General features: G+C 60.3%; 16 protein-coding genes. All 16 read right to left on the reverse strand.

The window, feature by feature from the left end:
* Positions 1-6: 6 nt before the first annotated feature.
* On the reverse strand, positions 7-414 hold the full coding sequence (locus tag IPI01_16935; protein ID MBK7259449.1) for a PH domain-containing protein: 408 nt from the start codon (positions 412-414) through the stop codon (positions 7-9).
* Positions 411-1,229, reverse strand: a complete 819-nt coding sequence (locus IPI01_16940) for an EcsC family protein (protein ID MBK7259450.1) — start codon at positions 1,227-1,229, stop codon at positions 411-413. Before IPI01_16940 ends, IPI01_16935 begins: the two co-directional genes overlap by 4 nt.
* A gap of 135 nt (positions 1,230-1,364) precedes the next feature.
* Positions 1,365-1,922 carry a YdeI/OmpD-associated family protein gene (locus IPI01_16945; GenBank protein ID MBK7259451.1) on the reverse strand — a complete coding sequence of 186 codons (558 nt, stop codon included), beginning with the start codon at positions 1,920-1,922 and terminating at the stop codon, positions 1,365-1,367.
* A gap of 53 nt (positions 1,923-1,975) precedes the next feature.
* Complete coding sequence (locus IPI01_16950; GenBank protein MBK7259452.1) at positions 1,976-2,707, reverse strand: hypothetical protein; 732 nt, start codon at positions 2,705-2,707, stop codon at positions 1,976-1,978.
* Positions 2,708-2,800: 93 nt separating this feature from the next.
* Positions 2,801-2,980: a hypothetical protein gene (locus tag IPI01_16955; GenBank protein ID MBK7259453.1), complete on the reverse strand. Its 180-nt coding sequence runs from the start codon at positions 2,978-2,980 to the stop codon at positions 2,801-2,803.
* A 107-nt stretch (positions 2,981-3,087) separates the two neighbouring features.
* Positions 3,088-4,701 carry a T9SS type A sorting domain-containing protein gene (locus tag IPI01_16960; GenBank protein ID MBK7259454.1) on the reverse strand — a complete coding sequence of 538 codons (1,614 nt, stop codon included), beginning with the start codon at positions 4,699-4,701 and terminating at the stop codon, positions 3,088-3,090.
* 372 nt (positions 4,702-5,073) lie between these two features.
* Positions 5,074-5,685, reverse strand: a complete 612-nt coding sequence (locus IPI01_16965) for a nucleotidyltransferase domain-containing protein (GenBank protein MBK7259455.1) — start codon at positions 5,683-5,685, stop codon at positions 5,074-5,076.
* Positions 5,686-5,892: 207 nt separating this feature from the next.
* On the reverse strand, positions 5,893-6,645 hold the full coding sequence (locus IPI01_16970) for a class I SAM-dependent methyltransferase (GenBank protein ID MBK7259456.1): 753 nt from the start codon (positions 6,643-6,645) through the stop codon (positions 5,893-5,895).
* A 95-nt stretch (positions 6,646-6,740) separates the two neighbouring features.
* Entirely contained in the window at positions 6,741-8,714 is a 1,974-nt protein-coding gene (locus IPI01_16975) for a DUF3857 domain-containing protein (protein MBK7259457.1), read from the reverse strand.
* The gene (locus IPI01_16980) at positions 8,711-10,561 is read right to left on the reverse strand and encodes a transglutaminase domain-containing protein (GenBank protein MBK7259458.1); all 1,851 of its coding nucleotides are present in this window, start codon (positions 10,559-10,561) and stop codon (positions 8,711-8,713) included. Before IPI01_16980 ends, IPI01_16975 begins: the two co-directional genes overlap by 4 nt.
* A gap of 39 nt (positions 10,562-10,600) precedes the next feature.
* Positions 10,601-12,928: a hypothetical protein gene (locus IPI01_16985; GenBank protein ID MBK7259459.1), complete on the reverse strand. Its 2,328-nt coding sequence runs from the start codon at positions 12,926-12,928 to the stop codon at positions 10,601-10,603.
* A gap of 274 nt (positions 12,929-13,202) precedes the next feature.
* On the reverse strand, positions 13,203-14,093 hold the full coding sequence (locus IPI01_16990; GenBank protein ID MBK7259460.1) for a hypothetical protein: 891 nt from the start codon (positions 14,091-14,093) through the stop codon (positions 13,203-13,205).
* Between the two features lie 433 nt (positions 14,094-14,526).
* Complete coding sequence (locus IPI01_16995) at positions 14,527-14,973, reverse strand: C_GCAxxG_C_C family protein (GenBank protein MBK7259461.1); 447 nt, start codon at positions 14,971-14,973, stop codon at positions 14,527-14,529.
* A 170-nt stretch (positions 14,974-15,143) separates the two neighbouring features.
* Complete coding sequence (locus IPI01_17000; GenBank protein ID MBK7259462.1) at positions 15,144-17,324, reverse strand: response regulator; 2,181 nt, start codon at positions 17,322-17,324, stop codon at positions 15,144-15,146.
* Positions 17,314-20,352, reverse strand: a complete 3,039-nt coding sequence (locus tag IPI01_17005) for a response regulator (GenBank protein ID MBK7259463.1) — start codon at positions 20,350-20,352, stop codon at positions 17,314-17,316. Before IPI01_17005 ends, IPI01_17000 begins: the two co-directional genes overlap by 11 nt.
* Positions 20,349-20,765, reverse strand: coding sequence for a substrate-binding domain-containing protein (locus IPI01_17010; GenBank protein ID MBK7259464.1), 417 nt, complete (start codon positions 20,763-20,765; stop codon positions 20,349-20,351). Before IPI01_17010 ends, IPI01_17005 begins: the two co-directional genes overlap by 4 nt.
* Between the last annotated feature and the right edge of the window lie 8 nt (positions 20,766-20,773).

The raw sequence follows: 20,773 nt of genomic DNA on the forward strand, positions 1-20,773 counted from the left end.
CCGCCCTTAGGCCACAGTGATCGTTGCCTGGGGGCAGCGCGCGGCAAGTTCGTTGATGAATTCCTGCCGGAGGCGCGGAGAGATGAGGGATTCCGCACCGAACCGTCCATGGATGATGCTGATCCGGTCCAGGGACAGCGCCGCACCCGACATGATACTGCGCGATGCGGAGACCTTCGTGATCGATGCGAGAGGGATGGATTCGCGGAACGGCCCGCACCGGGTCTCGAGCGTCGTGTCGGTGATCATGTAGTACGTGCCGAACCAGATCCACGCCACAAAGCCGATCGTCGGGATCAGCACGAACAGGATCCCGTGCGCGCGCGTGGAAAAGAGCACAAGCGGAATGAGCAGGGGTGCCCACACGAGCACGGCCAGTACCACACTGTATTTCGATCTGTATCGCGTCTTCATCGTGCAGTGCCTGCCGATCCATCCTCTGTCATGCTGAGATACTCTTTCCGCACTTCTTCTTCTCCGTAGATGCGCTCAAGCCGCCGCACCGTGAAGTGCCCGAGCGCCATGCTCTGAAAATGATCGATGAAGACGTAGTTGATCAGGGCACCGCCTGCAGCCCCGATCACCGGTACGGCCTGGGTGGCGATCTTCTCGGATACCTGGATGCCGAATCGTTCCGCCACATACATGATCAGCCGCACGACCGGCGGCGCTGATTCCTTCGCAAGACCGCGCTGACCGATGTACCGTGCAGCATCCACCATCACCTTGCCGAATGCCGAACGGGCGGCATAGTAACCGGCTTCCGATGCATCGTTGCGCCCGGGACGTCCGCCGAGGGCGAAGACTTCCAAACATGCCAGCCGCGCATGAATGTCCGAAAGATCCTCTCCCTGGCTCCGCGCAATGGCGGCGATGGAGCGGAGCATGATGGTGGTGGAGACAGGCAGTTCGATCGCAAGCGCGGGAAGCCCGAACGCACCACCGCCTGCGCCGGTGGCAACCACGAGCGCCTTGTGCAACCGGTTCCCCGCCCGGCCTCCCAGTGTGTTCTTCAGCGATCCTGCGGCAACGTGCAGCGCGGTGGCAATGGCACTGTGAGCGGCACGCGAGACCGGCACGGACCATGTGTCGGGCAGCATCCCGAGCGCCTTCTCAACAGGCACGCCGAGAGCGTTGGTGATCTTCGCAGCGATCCCGGGGTTCTCCAATGCGTGCTTCGCCTCCCGGAGCGCCTCCAGGTCCTTCGCCGTCATGGCCGTCTGCCTCATGCTTCCATCCTTGCCTGCATTCGTATGCTTATCGGAAGCATAGTTCCTTCGTCCCGCCACGCACATCGCGGCGGGATACTCATTCCCACAGCACTGGCACCTGCACTTCGTTCGGCACTCTTGCCTGGTGTAGCACTACGTGAGCCTCTTTGCCTGCGCGCTCGCGGCAATGAGCTTCTTCAGCCGCACCTGTCTCGTCTCATCTTTTTTCGCGCTTACCACCCAGTGCGCCACGGCGCGCTGGTACGACGGCGCCGCCGACGTGAAGAATTCCCATGCCTTCCTGTTCTTCCTGAAGATCTTCACACAGTCTTCCGGCAGTTCCTTCGGGCGGTTCTCATATCCATAGATGCCCGACTTCTCTTCCTTCCGCTTCGCGTATGCCGCGATGCCCGCCGGCGCCATCAGTCCCTGCTTCGTCAGTTCAGCGATCTTCCTGATGTTGATCGCGCTCCAGTTGCTCGTCGGCTTGCGCGGCGTGAAGCGGATCGTGTAGCTCTCTTCGTCGCGCGACCTCCGGATGCCGTCGATCCATCCGAAGCAGAGCGCCTGGTCCACGGACTCGGACCAGGTCATGCTGGGCTTCCCGCTGTCCACTTTGTAGAAGCCGACGATCAGTTCGGTCTCTTTCGTGTGGTTCTTCTCGAGCCACGAACGGAAAGCGTACTGGTCCTTGAAGAACGAAGGTTTCACACCCACAGGCATTCCTTCTGTTTCATGGTGGCTGATCTTCCCGGCAGCCTCTCTCAGCGACCGGAGGTTGGTGGCCACGGGCTGCGGAGCGGAAGCAGCATCGGCACGTGCTGTTGATACTCCGCGTACTGTGCCCCGAACTCGTGCAGCAGATCGCGCTCCTCCAGGTACGTCGCCCCGACGACCCATGCGGACCATAGGACATTGAAGAGGAGCCGGTCGGCCGTCAGTACAGGATTCGCCCAGAGCACGAGGAGCACTCCCGAATACAACGGATGGCGCATCCATCGATACGGCCCGCGCACTTCAAAGGGGCCGTGTGCGAAGACCCTGCCGCGGAGTCGCGCACGCAGCGGGGCGATCCCCAGGATATCGAACGAATGGATCGAAAGGGCACTCCACACGAACAATGCGAGGGCGAGCAGAGTACAGCCCAGGAGCAACATGCGCGCAACGCCTTCTGCTGCCCAGAGCATCACGCCGGACCGCTGCCAGAGCACCACCACGAGGGTCAGGGTGATGCCGGACGCGACCGAGTAGAGCGCCCCGTGGTACTCCTGCGGGACGGAGCGACCGAGCCATGCACGGAACGGTTTGCGCACCATGCCGCTGTGCTGCACAAAGAACAGGAGTGAGATGAATGCATCCCAGAGCAACAGATCACGCTCGCTCCATCCGAAGTCGGTGAACGCATGAGAGCCACCTGCCGCGAGGAGGAGTACGGATCCTCCGCCGAGGACCACGGCGAGAGCGATCAGGATACCATCAACGATCTTCAAGGGCATATGCTTTCTTCATGACCTGAGCGACGCGCATGTGCTGCTGCGTCTTCCTCCCGGCATAGTTTTACCATGCTCCCGGCCAGGGGGAACGGGCTCCTAGCCCATCCAGAACCCTTTGCGGTGGGAGATCCCCAGCACCTTCCTGCACGTCGGACAGAAGTACATATACCGCTTTCCGAACACACTTTCCACCTCTCTGTACCATACGTTGTGCATTTCCTGGCCGCAATGCGGACAGAGAGGCGTCACGTCTTCCTTTTCCTGGGACGGGATCATGAGCGGTTCTCCTTTCTGCGAGAGGACCACGCCGGGGGCCGCCCGGTTCGTGGATCTCCAGGCTCAAAGACCTCCAGGCGCGGGGACCTCCGCCCCTGATGCTGGATCTACTTCATGAGCAATAAGGCTTTTGTGGCCTGATACCCGCCGGCCTGCAGCCGGTAGTAGTACACCCCCGCTGCGAGTCCTGCAGCGTCGAAGATCACATCATGCACACCGGCGTCCTTCGGGCCGTTCACGAGTGTCTTCACCGCACGCCCGAGCCCATCGTAGACGGTGAGCGTGGCGAATCCGGCCGCAGGCAATCGGTAGCTGATCACCGTATGGGGATTGAACGGATTGGGATAGTTCTGCAGCAGTGCGAACTCTTTCGGCACCCCGGATGGTTCCACGGGAATCGTGGTGATCACCTCCCCGACCAGCGAGTTCAGATAGGTCTCGAGCTGCGTGTAGCCGCCCGGGCCCGCTGCGTTGCGGTCCGCGGGATCGGAAGCCTGAAGGCCGTGGGCGTTCTCCCAGGCATCCGGCATCCCATCGTGGTCGGTATCCGCGGGAGGCGTTGTCGAAGCGAGCAACGGCCACGCACCTTCCGGCTGGTTGGCGGTGGTGGAGATCGAACTGCCGGTCCGGTCGATGACATCCTTCACGATGCGTCGGTCGATGGTGTCGCGCTTCGGAATGCTCGCGCCGGCCGAAGCAAGCACGTCGATGTATGCCTGTGCTGGCGACGTCGTCGTGACGGACGGCATGGAGATGAGAGCAGAGCGCGCTTTGTACGCCGTGATGTGGGCAGGCGTCATGGTGGTGCGGAAGGTCACGGCGCTCCACGGATCGGCCGGAACGACCCCGTTGATGGCGTTGTCCGCGAAGTACCCGTTGCAGACGCGGCATCCTTCACGGAAGGCGAAGTTGCCCGAGGATTCGGTGCCGCTGATGTACGCATTGCCGACGACGTTGTAGCTTGTCAGCATCGTCGAGTCGTCGTTGTACCCGGCGTACGTGCTGGACCAATTGTAGACCACATTGTTGCGGAAGTCGACGAAGTTCCCCACCGAATCGGTGCCGATCACGGTGTAGTTGCCCGGGCGCGGGTTGCGCGCGTTGTTGTGCGCATAGAGGTTGTGATGGTACGTGCGCCGGTCGCCATAGTCGCCGCGGATGAGCGAGCCGTAGCTGTGCGATTCATAGGTGAGCGCTTCGCTGATGATGCACCACTGCACGGTCACATTGGCCGGCACCTCGGTGCACGAGATCCCCTCGTCGCGCGAATAGGATGCCGTCACGTGGTCCACGATGATATCCGAGCCGCCGGAGATATCCACCGCATCGCCCGACGAGTTCGCGCCGCCGGCATCGACCCGCACGCGGATGTGCCGCACGATGATGTTCGATGCATTGAGCTTCAGCCGGCCCTTGAGACAGATGCCATCGCCCGGGGCGGTCTGACCGGCGATGGTCGTGTTCGCTTTGGGCGTGAGGATCGTTGATCCGAGGGTGATGGTGCCGGACACGCGGAAGACGATGGTGCGGTTGCCGGCGCTCACGGCATCCACGATCGAGCCGGGTCCGCTGGCATTGAGGTTGGTCACCTCATACACATCGCCGCCGCGGCCGCCTGTCGCGAAACGTCCGCTCCCTTCGGCGGTGGGAAAGGCAAGCTGTTGTGCGCCGGCATGAGCGGCCAGAAAGGTCCCGGCACAAAGGAGGAGAGTACGCGTCACTGCACGAAGAGCAGTCATAGGGGCCAGAGTTTGGATCGCAATGGGGTGGCGTGGAGCAGCGCGAAAGAGACGCATGCTTCAGGATCGTGTATGCAATATCATGCGGAACGGCGAGAATGTCAACGGACGGATCGACGTCGCTGTGTTCAGTAAAGTTACGGGCGTTCGGTGGAGCGATCGGAGGGGGGTGTGCCGGGAGAATGCGAAGGGGAGGGTTCAGGGATGAGTATGCCGAGAACCCAGGCACGGTATTGCTGAAGGCGTTTCCACATTCCATGTACCTCGCTCGCTTCTGCCGCCTTCGAAAAATGCTCCGTAACCATCAGATAGTTGTGGTGCCGAGACCGATCGACGGTCTTTCGCCGACGGCGCTCAGCCACGCAGCACTTTCTCGGGAGACTTCCCGAAGATCACCCGGCCTTCCCTCACAATGTCCCCGATAAGGCGGGAATGAGCTTTTCGCCTGAACTCTTGTTCCGAAAAGAGAATTGGAGCAAGAGCAACTCCATACTTCCTGGAGAGATGAAGTGCATTGTCGTTGACCACCGTCCTCACACGATCCTTCTCCAGACTGTTCTTGGTGATGCAACAAAGATCCAGATCCGACCCCGGAACCTCCTCGTGTCGTGCCACGCTCCCGAAGATGATCGCACTGACGACGACGGGTGACAGCATGCCGGCCAGGGTTTCTTCCAGCGAAGACCGCAAGGCCCTTTCACCTGAATACACAGGAAGGATCGCCTTTTCGAACAGGAAATGTTTCCGATTGAGTGTAAAGATGTGGTCTCTGCCGCCTCGTTGTCTGCGAACAAGGTGCAGGGCCTCCAGAGACGTCAGCGCCTTGAGCGCAGAACGCGGGTGCATTCCCGCGCTTCGCGCCACCGCATTGCCGGTCAATCCGTTGGTCGTATCGAACAGTGCACGCATGACAGCAGCATGCGTCCACGACCGGAAGACTTCATTCAAGACCCGATGGATCACCATTGATCACCCCGTATGGAAAATGAGGCGCTGCAGAGCATCATATACTATGGTATATAAATATATACCATAGTATATAATATGCAACAACGGCATTGTTCCCCCGCTGGGGTCGGGGCATCCTCGCCTCCTGACCGTTCTTGATCGAAAAGCGGGGGCGGAGGTCATACAGTGTACGGGACGACCTATGCCCCGACGATCCAGACAGGTCTATCGGACAAAGACGAACGCGTGGTTCTCGAATGCAGGGAGGTCGGAGAATCGCCCGTAGTTCCGGTAGAACACCTCGCGGAACCCGAGCTGCTTCATGTGCGCCCGCAGATCGGCATCCGTGATCCCCCACTGGAACACATTGTGGATGTCACGCCACGGCTTGCCGTACTCCGGATGGATCTCATCGGCATGGGCGTACACATGCCGGTACACCTCATCGCGGCCTTTGGGTGCGATGGCGATGTACTCTTCGAGCGGCAGCGACGTGAGCCGGACCGTTGCGGGGCCCTTCACATACTGCTGGTTGTAGATGGTGATACAGGGTGCGAGTTTCGCATAGCGTGCGAGCACTTCGGTCCACGAGGGGTTCGCCTGATGCAGAAGAACATCGAAGAAGAAGATCACATCCACCGGGCCGACCTGATCCGCCACAACCTCGGTCGTGAAATCACCTTTGATCAGCCGCAACCGGGAGCCGCTCTCGAGCCGCTGCAGGACCTCCGGCGGGAAGTCGGTGTCGACCAGCGTGCCAAGCCGGATGTTCTTCCGCTTCGCGGCATACCGTGCGTAGCCCCCATTCACCTTCCAGACACCACCGAGGTCAGCAAAGGTGGATGCCTCCGGACGGGCGTAGCGGAAGACGTGATCGATGAGGCGAAGCTTGTCGGTGTCGACATAGATGTTGTACCCCATCGCAACGCTGGGCAGATTGCGGACCAGCTTCCGCACACGGTGGAGATTCAATTGCATGGAAATGCCTCGTGATGTTCTGCGGTGACAGGCGATCTGTCACCGGTGGCTCAATGATCTCTGATCATCAATACAGTCCACACTACATGAGAAACTCAACGCCCGGTGCCCGTCTTTACGAAGCTCACTTCCCTCTCCAGGGCTGCATTGACATTGTCCAGAAATGCCTTCCACTCCGCGTATTTCTCCAGCGGTATGGTCTGCTGTGCGAAGACCACGATCCCCTTCACCATCACGCGATCCTCCTGCTGCATGCAGGAGATCTGCGCAGTTGCACCAGAGGGGCCCACGATCTGCTTTTCCGCGGGCAGCGGCCCGGCATGATATCCCGTCGGAACGGCGATCTCCCAGGATAACGAATACGCAAACATCTGCGGCAGGAAGACGTCGAAGTGTCTTTTCGGCAGCGAGAACTCGGACCGGAAGTGCCGCAGCAATTGGTTCTGTGGCTGGAAGAGCAACACCGTATCGATCGCCGTGATGGCTCCGCGCGACGTGCCGGTTCCGTTCATGATGATCACGGGTTCATCGCGGAAAGCATTCACTGTCACAGTGGTCGAAGCGTCCAGTACGTTCTCTTCCAGATACGAACGCACTTTCCCGTCCAGTTCCTCGCCCTCCGACGCATACCACGCGCCCCGCGTCGATTGCGCAAGCGCCCCCTTCAGCGCGATCACCACCGAGTCCGCGGCCTTCTTCCCCGGCTTCAGGGTGATCTGGTGCATCTCCGAAGAAATGTGTTCGCGCCACGAGGAATTGTACCTGAGCTGAAGGTGCGCGCCTCCGGTGTCTTCAACGGCGAACATGGTGATCGGATTCAGGAACCAGGGTGATTCGTAGCGCGACGGCACGCACCGGTCGAAGTCGTAGATCAGGTCCTTCCCCTTGTGCGAGATGAGCAATGCCATGCGGTTGAACCAGACCAGAGAAGGGACGGTCAGTTCGTACGAGCCCGCCCGGCGGTCCCGGATAAGGACCGGCACAGCGTTCACGTTCCACCGCTCCAGGGCCTTGAGCATGATGAACGCGACATCGGTGGCATCGCCCTCCTTCTCCTCGATCTGTTTGTCCATCTGCGATGCTGCGGTGAACACCGACGATCTCTCCTTCAGCCGGAAGTACTTTCGCAGTGCGGAGTACAGCGAATCGATCTGACCCCATGACGCATCTCCCAGCGACCGTGGCACGCCGAGTTCTTCCATGAAGGACCCCGATACCGAGCCTTTCTTGACTTCGGTGCTGAAATAGCGTTGTGCCACCTCACGCCAGCCATCGCTCTCGTCGGACTCTGGCTTGTTCACGATCGTTGTCAAGTACGTCACATCGGCCAGCGGGCGCCCATAGGGCTCGTCCGGGACCGCTGCCAGGCCTTTCAGCGTCCAGGAAGAGGAGATCGATTTTCCCTCATCCTTCACCGTTGCCGGTCCGAACTGTTCGGGCGGGAAGTGTACATACTCCACGTTCTCCTGTTTGGGCATGTTGATATATGCCATCGACGTGAGCACAGGGTAGCGGTCGTGATGGTAGAACAGGACCTGCCGCTTGTTCGAGAACGGCTCTGCATGTGAGTACTCGTAATGCACGATGTCGCCTGGCGCGAGGTCCGGAAGCTTGTACATCACCTTTTGCGTCAGGGCGCGGCCACGCCCGGTGGCGATGCCGGTCACGGTCTTGATGGCGGTGTCCGGCAGCACATGCACCGTGCCGTCTGGTTTCATCACCCGCACCGCGATCCTGAAGGTGTGTTTCTCTTCCTTCATCGGGCGGTCGGGGAATTCGTAGGTGAATGAGCCGAAGATCTCCACAGCCCTCTGGTTGAAGAGTTTCACCATCAGGGCTTTTGTCGAGATCGTCACCTCATTGTAGATCATGAAGATGCTCCTGGTGTGCGGCCCCTCCATGAAACCCTCTTCCTTGGCAAGGATGAGAGCATCGGCATCGGGAAACTTGTCCTGTGTGAGCTTGGCGGCGTCGGCGGTGGTGGGCAGCGTCCACCGGAATGTCGGTTCCTGTGCGTGGACGGTGATCGAAACGCAGAGAGCGCAAAGGGCGAAGAGCAGTGTTCTCATGGATGGCTGGTCCCTGTGAGTGCGATGGATCGTGTGAAAGCGGCGAGAGCATCCTTCAGTTGTGCGAGAAACGCCGGCCGATCCGCATCGGTGAAGGGTCCGGCGGGCAGCTGATACGCCAGCCGCAGGTGCACCGGTGCGGTGCCGCCCGCGGCGCGGGCGATGGCAACATCCATCGCTACCCTGTTGTAGTACGGGAAGAAGAACGCGTGCTGCACACCCTCTTCCTCTGTATCGTCCGGTAGAAGGTTGGGGAACAACCTGGAAGCCGCTGCGTAGCGATTCTCCCCGATCGCGGCCAGGCAGTTGGGCATCCGGCAGCGCGCGGTGATCGTGAATGCATCGCGTGCGGACGACCATCCGATCGAATCGATGATCATGGTGGCGCCCAGGACCTCATGCAACGCGTGTGTCAACCAATTCCGCATCTTTTCAGGGTTCAGATGCTCGCTGGCCCACGAGTATTCCACCGCGTACTGTTGAGTGAAGGTCGCCCTCAGGATGCCCGTGAGTCCCGATTCGTCCGACATCACAAGGTCGCCATCCACACGCAACAGATTCGCAGGCGACTCGGCGATCATCACGAGCTTCGACTGACCGCGGTCCACAACGAGTGCCGTGGCATTTGCAAGGTCGAACGACGGCGTGCCACACAGCCCCAACCGGTCCGTGGCATCATACCAGCGGTCCACACCGTTGTCGCTGTAGTGCAGCAGAACGTGATTGAACTGGGAGGCGGGGATGTTCTCATGCAAGCGATGGCCTCGCCCCCGGTAGCAAATGGCCAGGTGTGCAGGGATGCCGACACTTGCAGCCATGGCGTGCATCAACGTTGTGTAGTCTTTGCAGTCCCCGAACTTCCGCGCAAGGATCACATCGGCGGCGTTCGGCACAAACTCACCATGCTCCAGGAACATCTGTTCATAGCGTACGTTGCGTTGACAGTATTCGAAGATGGCATCCATGCGCTCACGTGCCGTGGCCTTACCGGCGGTCACCCTGGCCGCGGTATCTGCCAGCGCCTTCCCTGGGACGAGTCTGTCCTTCACCAGGTCCAGATACCAGTCACCAAAGGACGCCCAACTCTGTCCTGAAGGGACGATAAAGAGCGCCGGCGACGGATTCCGCTCGAGCATCGCATGATAGGTGCGCCCTGGGGGCCGGTACGCCGGCCACGTGAAGCTATGCACCGTGCCGGCGGGGGTCGTCGTTATGACCGGTGTGATCGATACATTTGCCATCTGCATCGCGAGGTCATGTCCGGGTATCGTGGTAACGGTACACGCGACGTTGTCTGCGGCATGGCCGAACATGGCGGGTGAGAAGAGTACTCCCATCTGCGGAAAGACATGCTCGATCAGCACGACGGTCTCGACAAGGTCACCCGGCGCCACCTTCTCGCTCAGGGGCGCAATGCGCGTGTACTCTTCAGCAATGGTCTGGTCATCACTGACATTCACGCGGTAGAACGCCGATGGCTTGATCCGTGCGGCGGAACCATTGGTGTGAAGGATGCGTCCTTCCACGTTCAGCACCCTGTCGTTCGCGTCCTCGCTCACCGACAGTTGCCGCGGGAATCCCGCGGCATCGCTTCCGACACGTACCACCACGTACCGCTTTTCCTGAATGGTGCCATCGGGCATGGTCGTGAAGTCCGCCGTGCAGTGCACAACATGTGCCGCAGCATCGGCCGGAGCGGTGATCCGCCGGACCGCATCCTCCTCCATCAGCATTGTCGTGCCGCATCCGGAAAGCATCGCCGCCGTTGCTGTAACAAGCATTGCCACGGCGGCCGTGATCGGTGTGCCCCGGGTCCGCGCATCCCTGGTGTGTGGTTCGGTTCTCATGATCCTTCAGTTTCTGTTCTTGGCGTTCTGTGCTTGCACCTAGTCCCAACTTTCATTTTCCACTTCGCACAACACCGCATGGAGATCATTGAAGATGATGTCCGTTGGCTCCATCGGGAGCAGCGGCAGCTTGTATTCTGTCTGATCGCCTTTCACGATGATGCGCAGGCGGTAGAACTTTCCCCCGTCGAATTTCAACAGCAACGGTACCGGCATGATGAACTCGGGGCCTACATTGGTATGCGTGATCCGGCATGTGGTCTCGAATTTGCCGTCCGGCGTCTTGACCGTATTGTAGGCGAACGAGTACTCCGGCACCTTCGTGTCCATCACCCACTGACGGAAGAACCAATCCAGGGGTGCCCCGAAATGTTTCTCCATCACGCGCTGGAAGTCCACGGTCCGGGCTTCCTTTCCCATGAACTGTTCATAGAACTCCCGCATCGCGGCGATGAACTTGTCTTCCTTGAACGTCTGCAGATCCACCATGAGCGAACGGAGCATATGCATGACCCACGCGCCCTTCTGGTACACGATAAGGTCATAGTCACCGCCGGTCTCGCTGGATTGCGTGCGGTAGCCCAACCAGATCGGGCCGCTCTCCTGTCCGCTCGAGAACATGTACTGCCGTGCACCCAGGATCCGCTTCTTCATACGGTCCAGCGCATCGAAGAACTTGTCGTTGTCCCGGAGCGCCATCTGCATGAACCACAACCCGGAGTACTCGGAGATCCCCTCGCTCAGCCACTGGTCGTGGTAGGTCCGGTACCCCACGCCCACGCCCCACCATTGATGCGCGACCTCATGAGCCCGGAAGACCTCGTTCCACCCCTTCCCATCGGATGCTTTGAATGTCGTCCAGGACAGATGAATGAGGCCCGGGAACGCTTCGCCGTGGTCGTAGGGGATCTCTGTAGCCGTGAAATCTTTCACCGGACTCTTCCCGTACACATGCTGGAAGAAGCGCATGCAATTGAGCATGTCGGCGCGCACTTCACTCCCCAGATCGGCGAACCCGTATCCGGCCGGCGTGTGATCGAACGCAAGGACCGTCACGTTCGGCAGCGCTTCGCCCTCCTTCGCTTCGGCGACCGTCTGGTTCCCCTCCAGCTCGATGCGCTTGAACGGGCCGATGCTGAAGGATGCATTCCGCATGGGCCGGACACTGTGCCAACGGGTGATCAGGGTGTCACCGTCCACGGTGGAGGAGAGGGGTTCTCCGACCGACGCGAATGCCCATTTCGCGGGCGTCTTGAACGAGAGATCGTAGTTCGCGTAGGCATGGTATCCGATACGCGGATACCAGCCGGAGGATGAGATCAATCCGATCCAACCAAGCTCGTCTTGCTGCACCACATCGCCGTGATACGCCACACTGAGTGAGCATACTGCCCCCTGGTTCATCGCGTGAGGCAGACGGATCCAGAGATAGGGGCTATCATCGGTCCGCACGAACTGCAGCGTTTCGCCCGTACCCCACCGCACGCTGTCCACATCGAGCTTGGAGAAGAGCGTGAACGGGATCCAGCGGAGGCTGTCCGCGGACAACGTCAGGCTCATCCCGGCCGTTGCGGAGAGATCCCGGTTCTCCGCGATACGCGCTTCGATCCGGTAGTCGATCACCGAGGCCACAGCCTTGTCCTCCGCACGGCCAGCGGTATGCATCAGGTATTCACGCCGGGTGTGAAATTGCGAGACGACCTCGATGCCGTGCAGCAACTCGATCGGTCCGTGCTGGGAGAACGTGATCTTTTCTTCTTCGAATGGGTTCACGCTGAAAAAGACCGGCTTGAACGGTTCATCGCTGATATGCGCATGGAAGAGCTGATTCTTCTGGTGGTGCAGGAAGGTCAGCATGAATGCGTCCTGAAATGTGCGCGTGGATCTGTCGTGGAGGTACTTGAGGCAATAGGTCACGTCATCATTGATGCGCGGATCGGAAGCGGGAGCGAACCCCGCCATGCGCGTGAGTTGCTCCCACGTCGTGTCCGCGAACATCAGAAAGAGCCTTTTGAATCCCATCCGGATGGAATCCTGGCCGTAGAACCGCATGAGCTGCTGCTGTTCGACGACCGTGGGCGGCTTCATCGTGAAGGTGCCGGTGCCAACGAAGAGGACCGCCACACGCCGGCCGTCCACCGGAGTACATCCGTACAACTGCCCCTGCTCCAAATGGAAGCGGCCCGCATCGCGCGTGAAGTCGAGGCCCTTCACCTGAGCGGAGAAGAATGGATCGATCTTCAGGCCCACGAGCCGGTCGTACAACCGGTCCAGTTCCGTCGATGGTGTTCCGGCCTGCACGGAAGGAGAAGACAAGAAGGACCTCAACACACAGAGTGCTGCAACGAACCAGAGACGATGGCGCATAGGATCACTCATGGATTGAATGGTTGGAGACCAGAGGTGACCCGGGATACTGCTGCGGAAGAGAGGTCGTGCGGATGAAAAGGAGGAGCAGGGAGCCGAGTGCAGGAGCACTCTCCCCGTACAACAACGGCCGGCTTCCCCCCCTGTTCGATGAGTCCCCCCTGATAGATCATTGGGATTGTACACTCACGGATACAGCACCTACAATGTAGGGGGAGACTTCGGGATTGTCAAGAAGGTTATTCGCAACGCATAAACTGGTCCGACAGAGGGGTTACATCCCTTCGGTGGTATCCTCCCGGTTCTTCCAGTCGGTGGCCTTCTGAATGGCGATCAGCGCAGCACCGATGATGGCGCAGATACTCCCCGCAAGCAGCGACCCGCGCAACATCTGCGTCAGGTTCGCCGGATCGACATTTTTCAGTTGCATCTGCGCGGCGTACTGCGGCACCGACATCGTCTGCTGGACCACTACGCCGATCATGAGGAGCTCTCCGCCGACGACCGCCATGAGCACCCCGAGAACGATCGCCGAGCGGCTCCACCCCCAGAAGTACAGCGCCGGAACGACGAACAGCGCCGAGATGAACATCATGATCCCCGTCATGATGAAAGCCCCGAGACCGAGTTCGGGAAGGGCGCCCAGAACGAGAAAGCCGGTGCTCAGGATGATCGTGGCCGGCACCAGAAGGACGATGCTCGCGATCCTCCGCCCCACATTCACCGGCTCCGCCGGCGGATATGTCCCGTGACCGCTCCCGACCGGAAGCGCGCCCGGGTCATTGGTGAAGTACGCGGTCACATCCCGCCGCATCAGCACCGCCACGATGCCGAGATAGAAGGCGAGGCCCAGCAGCATGATCCCTCCCAGCTCGAAGCCATACGCAGCATAGGAGGCAAGTGTCTGCAACGGTGTCGCTATTATATAGAGCATCCGGCCCCAACCGCGCCGCACCAGCATTACGCCGCCAGCCGCACCCTGGATCGCAGCGCTGACAACAGCGATCACGATCAGAACCCACGGTGGGGCCGCCGCCGCGGAGAGCAGCTGGAGGCCGAGCGGGTTGGACAGGAGCGAGGGTGCCATCGCGATGTTGATCATCGCCGACACCACAAGGAACCAGCAGAGCACGGTCAATACCAGCGGCCGGGGGACGTTATTCATCGGGTATTCCATACGTACGTTGTCGTCATGGTCGTCGGAATTCATGCGGGCCGTGCATGCACGGCCCCTACACAACATCATCGATGCGGTTCAACGGCAACGCACCCGTGCGGGTCGTGCATCCACGGCCCCTGCACAACATCATCGATGCGGTTCAACGGCAACGCACCCATGCGGGCCGTGCATGCACGGCCCCTACACAACATCATCGATGCGGTTCAACGGCAACGCACCCATGCGGGCCGTGCATCCACGGCCCCTACACAACATCATCGATGCGGTTCAACGGCAATGCACCCGTGCGGGGCGTGCATCCACGGCCCCTGCACAACATCATCGATGCGGTTCAAAGGCAACGCACCCATGCGGGGCGTGCATCCACGGCCCCTACACAACATCATCGATGCGGCCGGGGCAGGCGGACGCAGTGTGATCATGCGGTCGGCGTCAGCAGGTCGTCCACGATCTGTGCCGCATCGCGTACGCACGGGACACAGATCGTTTCGCGCAGGTTGTTCTGTGCGTGTGCGGCACGCCCTTCTTCCGTATTGAGGTCCACGTTCAGCAGGTCACGGCATGTGGTTGCACCGTGCAGCCCGACGAAGCGCTTCTGAAACTCCCTGAATGCTGCCGAGGTTGCATCCTTCGCCTTCGCCGCATCGGGCTCCTGTGCGCCGATCGCAATGCCGAGCGCCATGCATGCGCCGGTGAGCGCACCGCAGGTGCCCTGAAGCCGGGCGATCCCCCCGCCGAAACCGGCGGCGATGTGCGATGCCGTTGCGCTGTCCACACCATGGTCAGCTGCAAATGGGATGAGCACGGCCTGTGCACAATTGGCATGACCCCGAAAGAGTTCTTCTGCGGCGGCAGATCTGGACATAAGAATCCCCACAAGGGATGGACGTATGGACACGACGATACAACATGGGGGAAAAACTGTGTAAAATCAACGGGTGGGAAGGCACCCAAACATCCTGGATCGGCGTAGGGGCGGTGCATGCACCGCCCCTACAAAGGCAGGTCTTCGCTGGAATGCCTGCCCGTACAGCATTATTGTTCCCGGTGTATCTGTTCGTGGATCATTGTCAGGAGTTCCATCGATGTGAACGGCTTCCCCAAGAGGGGCACCGACGGCCCGAGGGTATTGCCTGCCTGCCGCATGGCCTCCTCATGCCCGCTGATCGCGACCAGGCGGGCCTGGGGATTCAGCTTGCGCATCGTTTTGATCGTGATCGGCCCGTCAAGATTCGGCATGAGCAGGTCGATGATCGTCACGCTGATCTCCTTGTTGCGCTCGGCGAACCGTGCCAGCGCTTCGATGCCGTCGCTCGCCGTCACCACACGATATCCGGAACGTTCCAATGTCGTGCCGACCACCTCGCGGAGGATCTGCTCATCATCCACGAAGAGCACCAGTTCGCCGTTGCCGACAGGCGCGACTTTCGTCTCGTCGTGCATCACATCCTCGCCGCCGCGCGGTGCGACCGGGAAGAAGATGTGGAACTCCGTGCCACGCCCCTGTTCGCTCTCCACATGCATGAACCCGTTGTGACTGCGCACGATGGACAGCACGGTCGGCAGGCCAAGCCCGGTCCCCTTGCCGGCGTCTTTCGTCGTGAAGAATGGTTCGAAGATGCGTTCTTTGACATGCGGCGGCATCCCCATACCGGTGTCTTTGACCACGAGTTCGATGTATTCTCCCGGCTTCGCGTCGGGATCCATGGTCACATATGCCTCATCGATCGTGATGTGACGCACGGCGAGCGACAGCATGCCGCCCTCCGGCATCGCATCACGTGCATTCACGCACAGGTTCATCAGGACCTGGTGGATCTGGGTCGTATCGCCCAGAATGAGTGGAAGATCCTTCGTATAATCCAGCGTCAGCGAGATCGACGGCGGGAATGAGCCGCGAATGGTCTGCTGCATCTCTTTCAGCAGGTGTTTCAACTGGACCCGCACCCGTTCGCCGGTCGTCCCGCGTGCGAAGGTCAGCACCTGTTGCACCACATCCACTGCGCGCCGTGCGCCGGATTCAATGACGCTGAGCGTTCTCCGGATGTCCTCGTCCTGGATCTTGCGCTTCAACAGCTCCGCACCCATCAGGATCGGGCCGACCAGGTTGTTGAGATCGTGGGCGATGCCGCCGGCAAGCATGCCGATGCTTTCCAGTCGCTGCGTGCGAAGGAACTTCGCCTCCAGCGATTTCCTCTCGGTGACGTCCACGTTGATCGTCAGAATGCCTTCGGTCTTGTCCTGATCATCGGTGAGGAGGGTCCAGCTGCTCTGCACCACCCGCTCCTCGCCGTCCTTGGTCACCTGATGCAATTCCCCTTCCCATACTCCCCACTCCACCACCGCCCGCAGGGAATCCGTGGAAGCCGGGTACCGCATGTTGTGCAGGATCGACCCGACCGGTTTGCCGGCCACCTCCGCGGCTGTCCAGCCATAGAGCCGTTCTGCACCCTTGTTCCAGTACTTGACGTGGCCCTCATAGTCCGTCACCATGATGGCGTCGTGGGCCCGGTCGAGCAGCTTCGCACGCGCCTGGCTTTCATCCTCGGCCTTGCGTTGCCGCACATGCGCATCGACAGCCTCCGCTGTTCGTTCCTCGACGAGTTGGGAGAGGTGTTCGGAGTAGTACCGCAGTTTCTTGTGTGCTGCCTGCAGGTCGTTGTGACGCGAGAGCGCGTCGCGATACATGCTGACGAAGAAATTCAGGATCTGTTTCCGGGAACTCCGGATGGCGACATGTTCCTCGTCCACTGCCAGGGGAGGGAAGTCCCGGCACGGGCATTCCGTTTCGGGGTTATCGGCGTGGTCCGCAAGAACCGCTTCACACGTCTCCAGAAGCCGTTTGGTATCGTACGGCTTCGTCACGTAGTTGTCGGCCCCTGCTTCCAGCCCCTTGATCACATCGTCCATGTCTCCCTGGGCGGTGAGCAGGACCACATGGGTTCTTGAGAGGCCGGGTTCCTCGCGGATGGTGCGGCAGAGTTCATAGCCGTCCATCTGCGGCATGATGATGTCGCTCAGCACAAGATCAGGGCGGAGTTCCCTGGCCTTGGCGAACCCATCCATGCCGTCCACGGCAACGACAACATCGTATCCCTGGGTCTCGAGGATGGCCGTGAGTTTCAGCCGCTGTGTCTGATCATCTTCAACGATCAGGATGCGTATCTGGGCGCCTTCTCCCTCTTCCATGCCCCGGTCCCCCTGTTCAGTGTTCATGTGTCGTTCTTCGGTGTTTGAGTTTCATGATCGGGCGCGCTGCTTCTGCTTCTGGCAGTGCAGCCAGGAACGCCGGGATGGCTTCTTCGAGCTGGACGAGTTCAGCGGAGAGGGATGCCCATCCGGCCGCTGCCGCTGCCAGATCTCCAGCCTTCGCCGCCTGTTCGATGGCGAGCGAGGCGAGCGACGAACGCTGGGCCACGATGCTTCCCGTGGCCCCCTTCAATGTGTGCGCCGCCTTCGCGAGCACCGGTGCATCGCCCGCGGCAAGGGCGTCACGAATGTCCTTCTTCACTGCCGGCAAACTTTCGACGAAACTCTGCACAACGCGCCTGAGCAGGTCTGTGTTATCCAGGCATTGGCGCAACGCTTCCGGACCATCAAAAACCGCCCCATGGAAGTGGGGGACATCGGGCGATGGTTGATCCAGGGCGGCGGCGGCGGCGACCGGTTGCCGAGGCGGCACAGGCGTGATGGTCCGTGGTCCGAGACGGCTAAGAAATTCAAGCAACTGGTTCGCGCGTACGGGTTTGGACAGATAGTCGTCCATGCCCGCGTCCAGGCACTTCTCTTTATAGCCACTCATGGCGTGTGCCGTCATGGCGATGATCGGAATATGGTCGCCGGTCTCTTTCTCCCGGTCACGGATGATCGCCGTTGCCTGGAATCCGTCCATCTCGGGCATCTGCACATCCATCAGGACCACATCGAATTCCTGCCAGGACAGCATGTCCACCGCTTCCTTGCCATTGCGTGCGAGCGTGGTGATATGGCCTGCCAGCTCGAGGATCCCCATCGCGAGTTCCTGGTTCACGATATGATCTTCGGCAAGGAGCACGCGCAGCGGTTGCTCGGCCGGCTTGATGGCATCGCCGGAGGTCTTCCGGACGGTCATGGACTGGTCCTTGTCGAGGACCGTAACGATGGCATCGAACAACTCTGATTGCTTCACCGGTTTCTCAAGGACGATGTCCGGCCAGGAGAGCGGATCGTCCGACGCATCGGCATCCTGCATCTCCTGAGAGAGCATGATGAATTTGGGGCGTGTCTTGAGCGCCACGGTGGAGATCGCCCGGATGAGATCCCCCCCTGACGTTTCGGGCATCTTCGAGTCCACGATCACCACCTGATAGGGCAGCAGGGTCTGGTCCGCCTTCGCCAGCACGTCCTGCAGATCCCACGGATGATCCAGGGGCTTGGGCTTCATCCCCCAGTACGTGAGCGAGTCGCAGACGAGATAACGGTTCGTCCGGTTGTCATCGATCACCACCACACGCATCCCCTCAAGCCGCTCCACACCCGTGGGAAGGAATCCACTGTGCCCCTCGATCACACCAAGGGTCACGGTAAAAGAGAAGTTGGTCCCCCTTCCGGGGTCGCTCTCCACCTGAATGGAGCCGCCCATGAGATCCAGAAGGCGTGCGGTGATCGACAGGCCAAGCCCGGTGCCACCGTATTTGCGCGTCGTGGAAAGGTCTGCCTGGGTGAACGACTCGAAGACGCTGCTGATCTTCTCCTTCGGGATACCGATCCCGGTGTCCTCGACGTCGAACCGGAGCACCGCGGTGTTCCCCTTCAGGGATCCCAGCTTCAGGCGTACGATGATCTCGCCTTCTTCGGTGAACTTGAGTGCGTTGTTGATGAGGTTGGTGAGGATCTGCGACAAACGTGTGGGGTCTCCCTCGACCACCCGGGGGACGGCGTTCGCGATGTCCAGCAGGAGTTCCAGATGCTTCTTACGGGCCTGGGGCGCCATGGTCTTGACCACATCGCCGACCGTCTCGCGCAGGTCGAATGGTGTCATCTCCAGGATCAGCTTCCCGGCCTCGATCTTCGAGAAATCAAGCACATCATTCACGACCACCAGGAGCGAATCCGCCGATGTCTTCACGGCATTGAGATACTTCCGTTGACGGTCGGTGAGTTCCGTGCGCAGCGCGAGATCGGTCATCCCGATGATGCCATTCATGGGTGTACGGATCTCGTGGCTCATGTTCGCAAGGAATTCGCCCTTGGCGCGTGATGCCGCTTCGGCGCTCTCCATTGCGCGCATCACGTCGAGTTCCCATTGTTTCTGTGATGCGATGTCCTGGCCGATCGTCAGGATGTGCGTGATCACGCCGCGACCGTCGAAGAGTGGCAGTTTCTTCGTCCGGAGGAGCCGCTGCGGACCGAGAGAAGGCGAGATGGTCTGCTCCTGCACTTCCACAATGCTCCTGGTGGCGATCACCTGCGCGTCGCTCTCTTTGATAGCCCGCGCTTCGCCGTCCGGGAGGATCTCGCTCAGGTGTCTCCCCAGCATTTGTTCCGCCGTTGCCTGGAAGACCTCCTCGCACATCTTGTTCCAGAGCACGATCCTGTTGTCGTTCCGGACATCCTTTGCCAGCAATACCACGGGAGCGCTGTTGACGATATCCTCGAGGAACCGCTCGGACTTGCTGAGATCCTCGGCCGTGTGCCGGAGTGCCTGGTCCTGTCGCCGGAGCAAGTACACGCCGTACAGGCCGATCGCGAAGACGATCAAGCCGACGATGAGCGTGAAGGTCCGGAGGGATGAGGCCTTCTCGCGCAATCGCTCCAGTGAATAGACCATGCTCACCCGTCCATATACGACCCCCTGATACTGTGCCACGGCTTCGGCCCGGATCTCCCTGTCCCTGCGCTCAACGAAGGGTACCGTGATGTCAATGCCAAGCGGTGTTGCCGCAATGAAGGCCGGGTTGTGCTCGATCAGGGGGATGTCCTGGTCGTCAAAGATCCCGATGTAGGTGAAGTTGCTGTCACGCCGGACAAGGTCATAGGACTTCTGTACCAGTTCGAAGCTTCCTTCACTCAGCCCCATGCCCACCGACGATGCAAGGACCTCGCACGACATGCCCGCCTTTTCTTCAGCATGGGCGAGCATTTCCTGTTCCATCGCTTTGGTGAATTGCCAGACAACGCCGAGGGCAAAGACCACGAGGGGGACCACGAAGGTCCCCACCATGAGTCCAAGGCGTGGGCTCTGTTTCAGGGCCACACGTTTCACTGGTTGACCTGTCGCAACACCTTCACCTTGTCCGTGACCTGGGAAGGATCCACAAACCCGATCGCACCCGGTGTGGCAGCGACACGCGCCACGATCTCTTCCTCGGTGATCGCCGTGGGCGCACGCCCTTCACCGGTCAACTGGATCCGGAGCCACTGTTTGTTCAGCGTGAGGGTGTTGAGGCCCAGGGGAGAATAGAACCGCTCCACCTGTGCTGACCCTTTCTTCAGGGTGAAGACACGGATCGGAGTGTCGTCCGCCCATTTGGTCTTTGAAAGCATGTAGATATCGACGAGCGATGTATTGTCGATGGTCGACCCGGGAACCGATGGGTGGACAATGACCACGATCTGGGCACGTCCCGTCGCCGTTATGGCGATGATGATCAGGAGAATCGTGAGGAGCTTTTTCATGGTCGTCT

It is taken from the genome of Ignavibacteriota bacterium, assembly GCA_016707525.1.
Taxonomy (GTDB): Bacteria; Bacteroidota; Ignavibacteria; order UBA10030; family UBA6906; genus JAGDMK01.

Excerpts from the sequence above, each read along its gene's own strand:
- IPI01_16935 (MBK7259449.1), bottom strand. The coding sequence starts at position 414 with ATGAAGACGCGATACAGATCGAAATACAGTGTGGTACTGGCCGTGCTC.
- IPI01_16940 (MBK7259450.1), bottom strand. The coding sequence starts at position 1,229 with ATGAGGCAGACGGCCATGACGGCGAAGGACCTGGAGGCGCTCCGGGAG.
- IPI01_16950 (MBK7259452.1), bottom strand. The coding sequence starts at position 2,707 with ATGCCCTTGAAGATCGTTGATGGTATCCTGATCGCTCTCGCCGTGGTC.
- IPI01_16955 (MBK7259453.1), bottom strand. The coding sequence starts at position 2,980 with ATGATCCCGTCCCAGGAAAAGGAAGACGTGACGCCTCTCTGTCCGCAT.
- IPI01_16965 (MBK7259455.1), bottom strand. The coding sequence starts at position 5,685 with ATGGTGATCCATCGGGTCTTGAATGAAGTCTTCCGGTCGTGGACGCAT.
- IPI01_16970 (MBK7259456.1), bottom strand. The coding sequence starts at position 6,645 with ATGCAATTGAATCTCCACCGTGTGCGGAAGCTGGTCCGCAATCTGCCC.
- IPI01_16975 (MBK7259457.1), bottom strand. The coding sequence starts at position 8,714 with ATGAGAACACTGCTCTTCGCCCTTTGCGCTCTCTGCGTTTCGATCACC.
- IPI01_16980 (MBK7259458.1), bottom strand. The coding sequence starts at position 10,561 with ATGAGAACCGAACCACACACCAGGGATGCGCGGACCCGGGGCACACCG.
- IPI01_16985 (MBK7259459.1), bottom strand. The coding sequence starts at position 12,928 with ATGCGCCATCGTCTCTGGTTCGTTGCAGCACTCTGTGTGTTGAGGTCC.
- IPI01_16990 (MBK7259460.1), bottom strand. The coding sequence starts at position 14,093 with ATGAATAACGTCCCCCGGCCGCTGGTATTGACCGTGCTCTGCTGGTTC.
- IPI01_16995 (MBK7259461.1), bottom strand. The coding sequence starts at position 14,973 with ATGTCCAGATCTGCCGCCGCAGAAGAACTCTTTCGGGGTCATGCCAAT.
- IPI01_17000 (MBK7259462.1), bottom strand. The coding sequence starts at position 17,324 with ATGAACACTGAACAGGGGGACCGGGGCATGGAAGAGGGAGAAGGCGCC.
- IPI01_17010 (MBK7259464.1), bottom strand. The coding sequence starts at position 20,765 with ATGAAAAAGCTCCTCACGATTCTCCTGATCATCATCGCCATAACGGCG.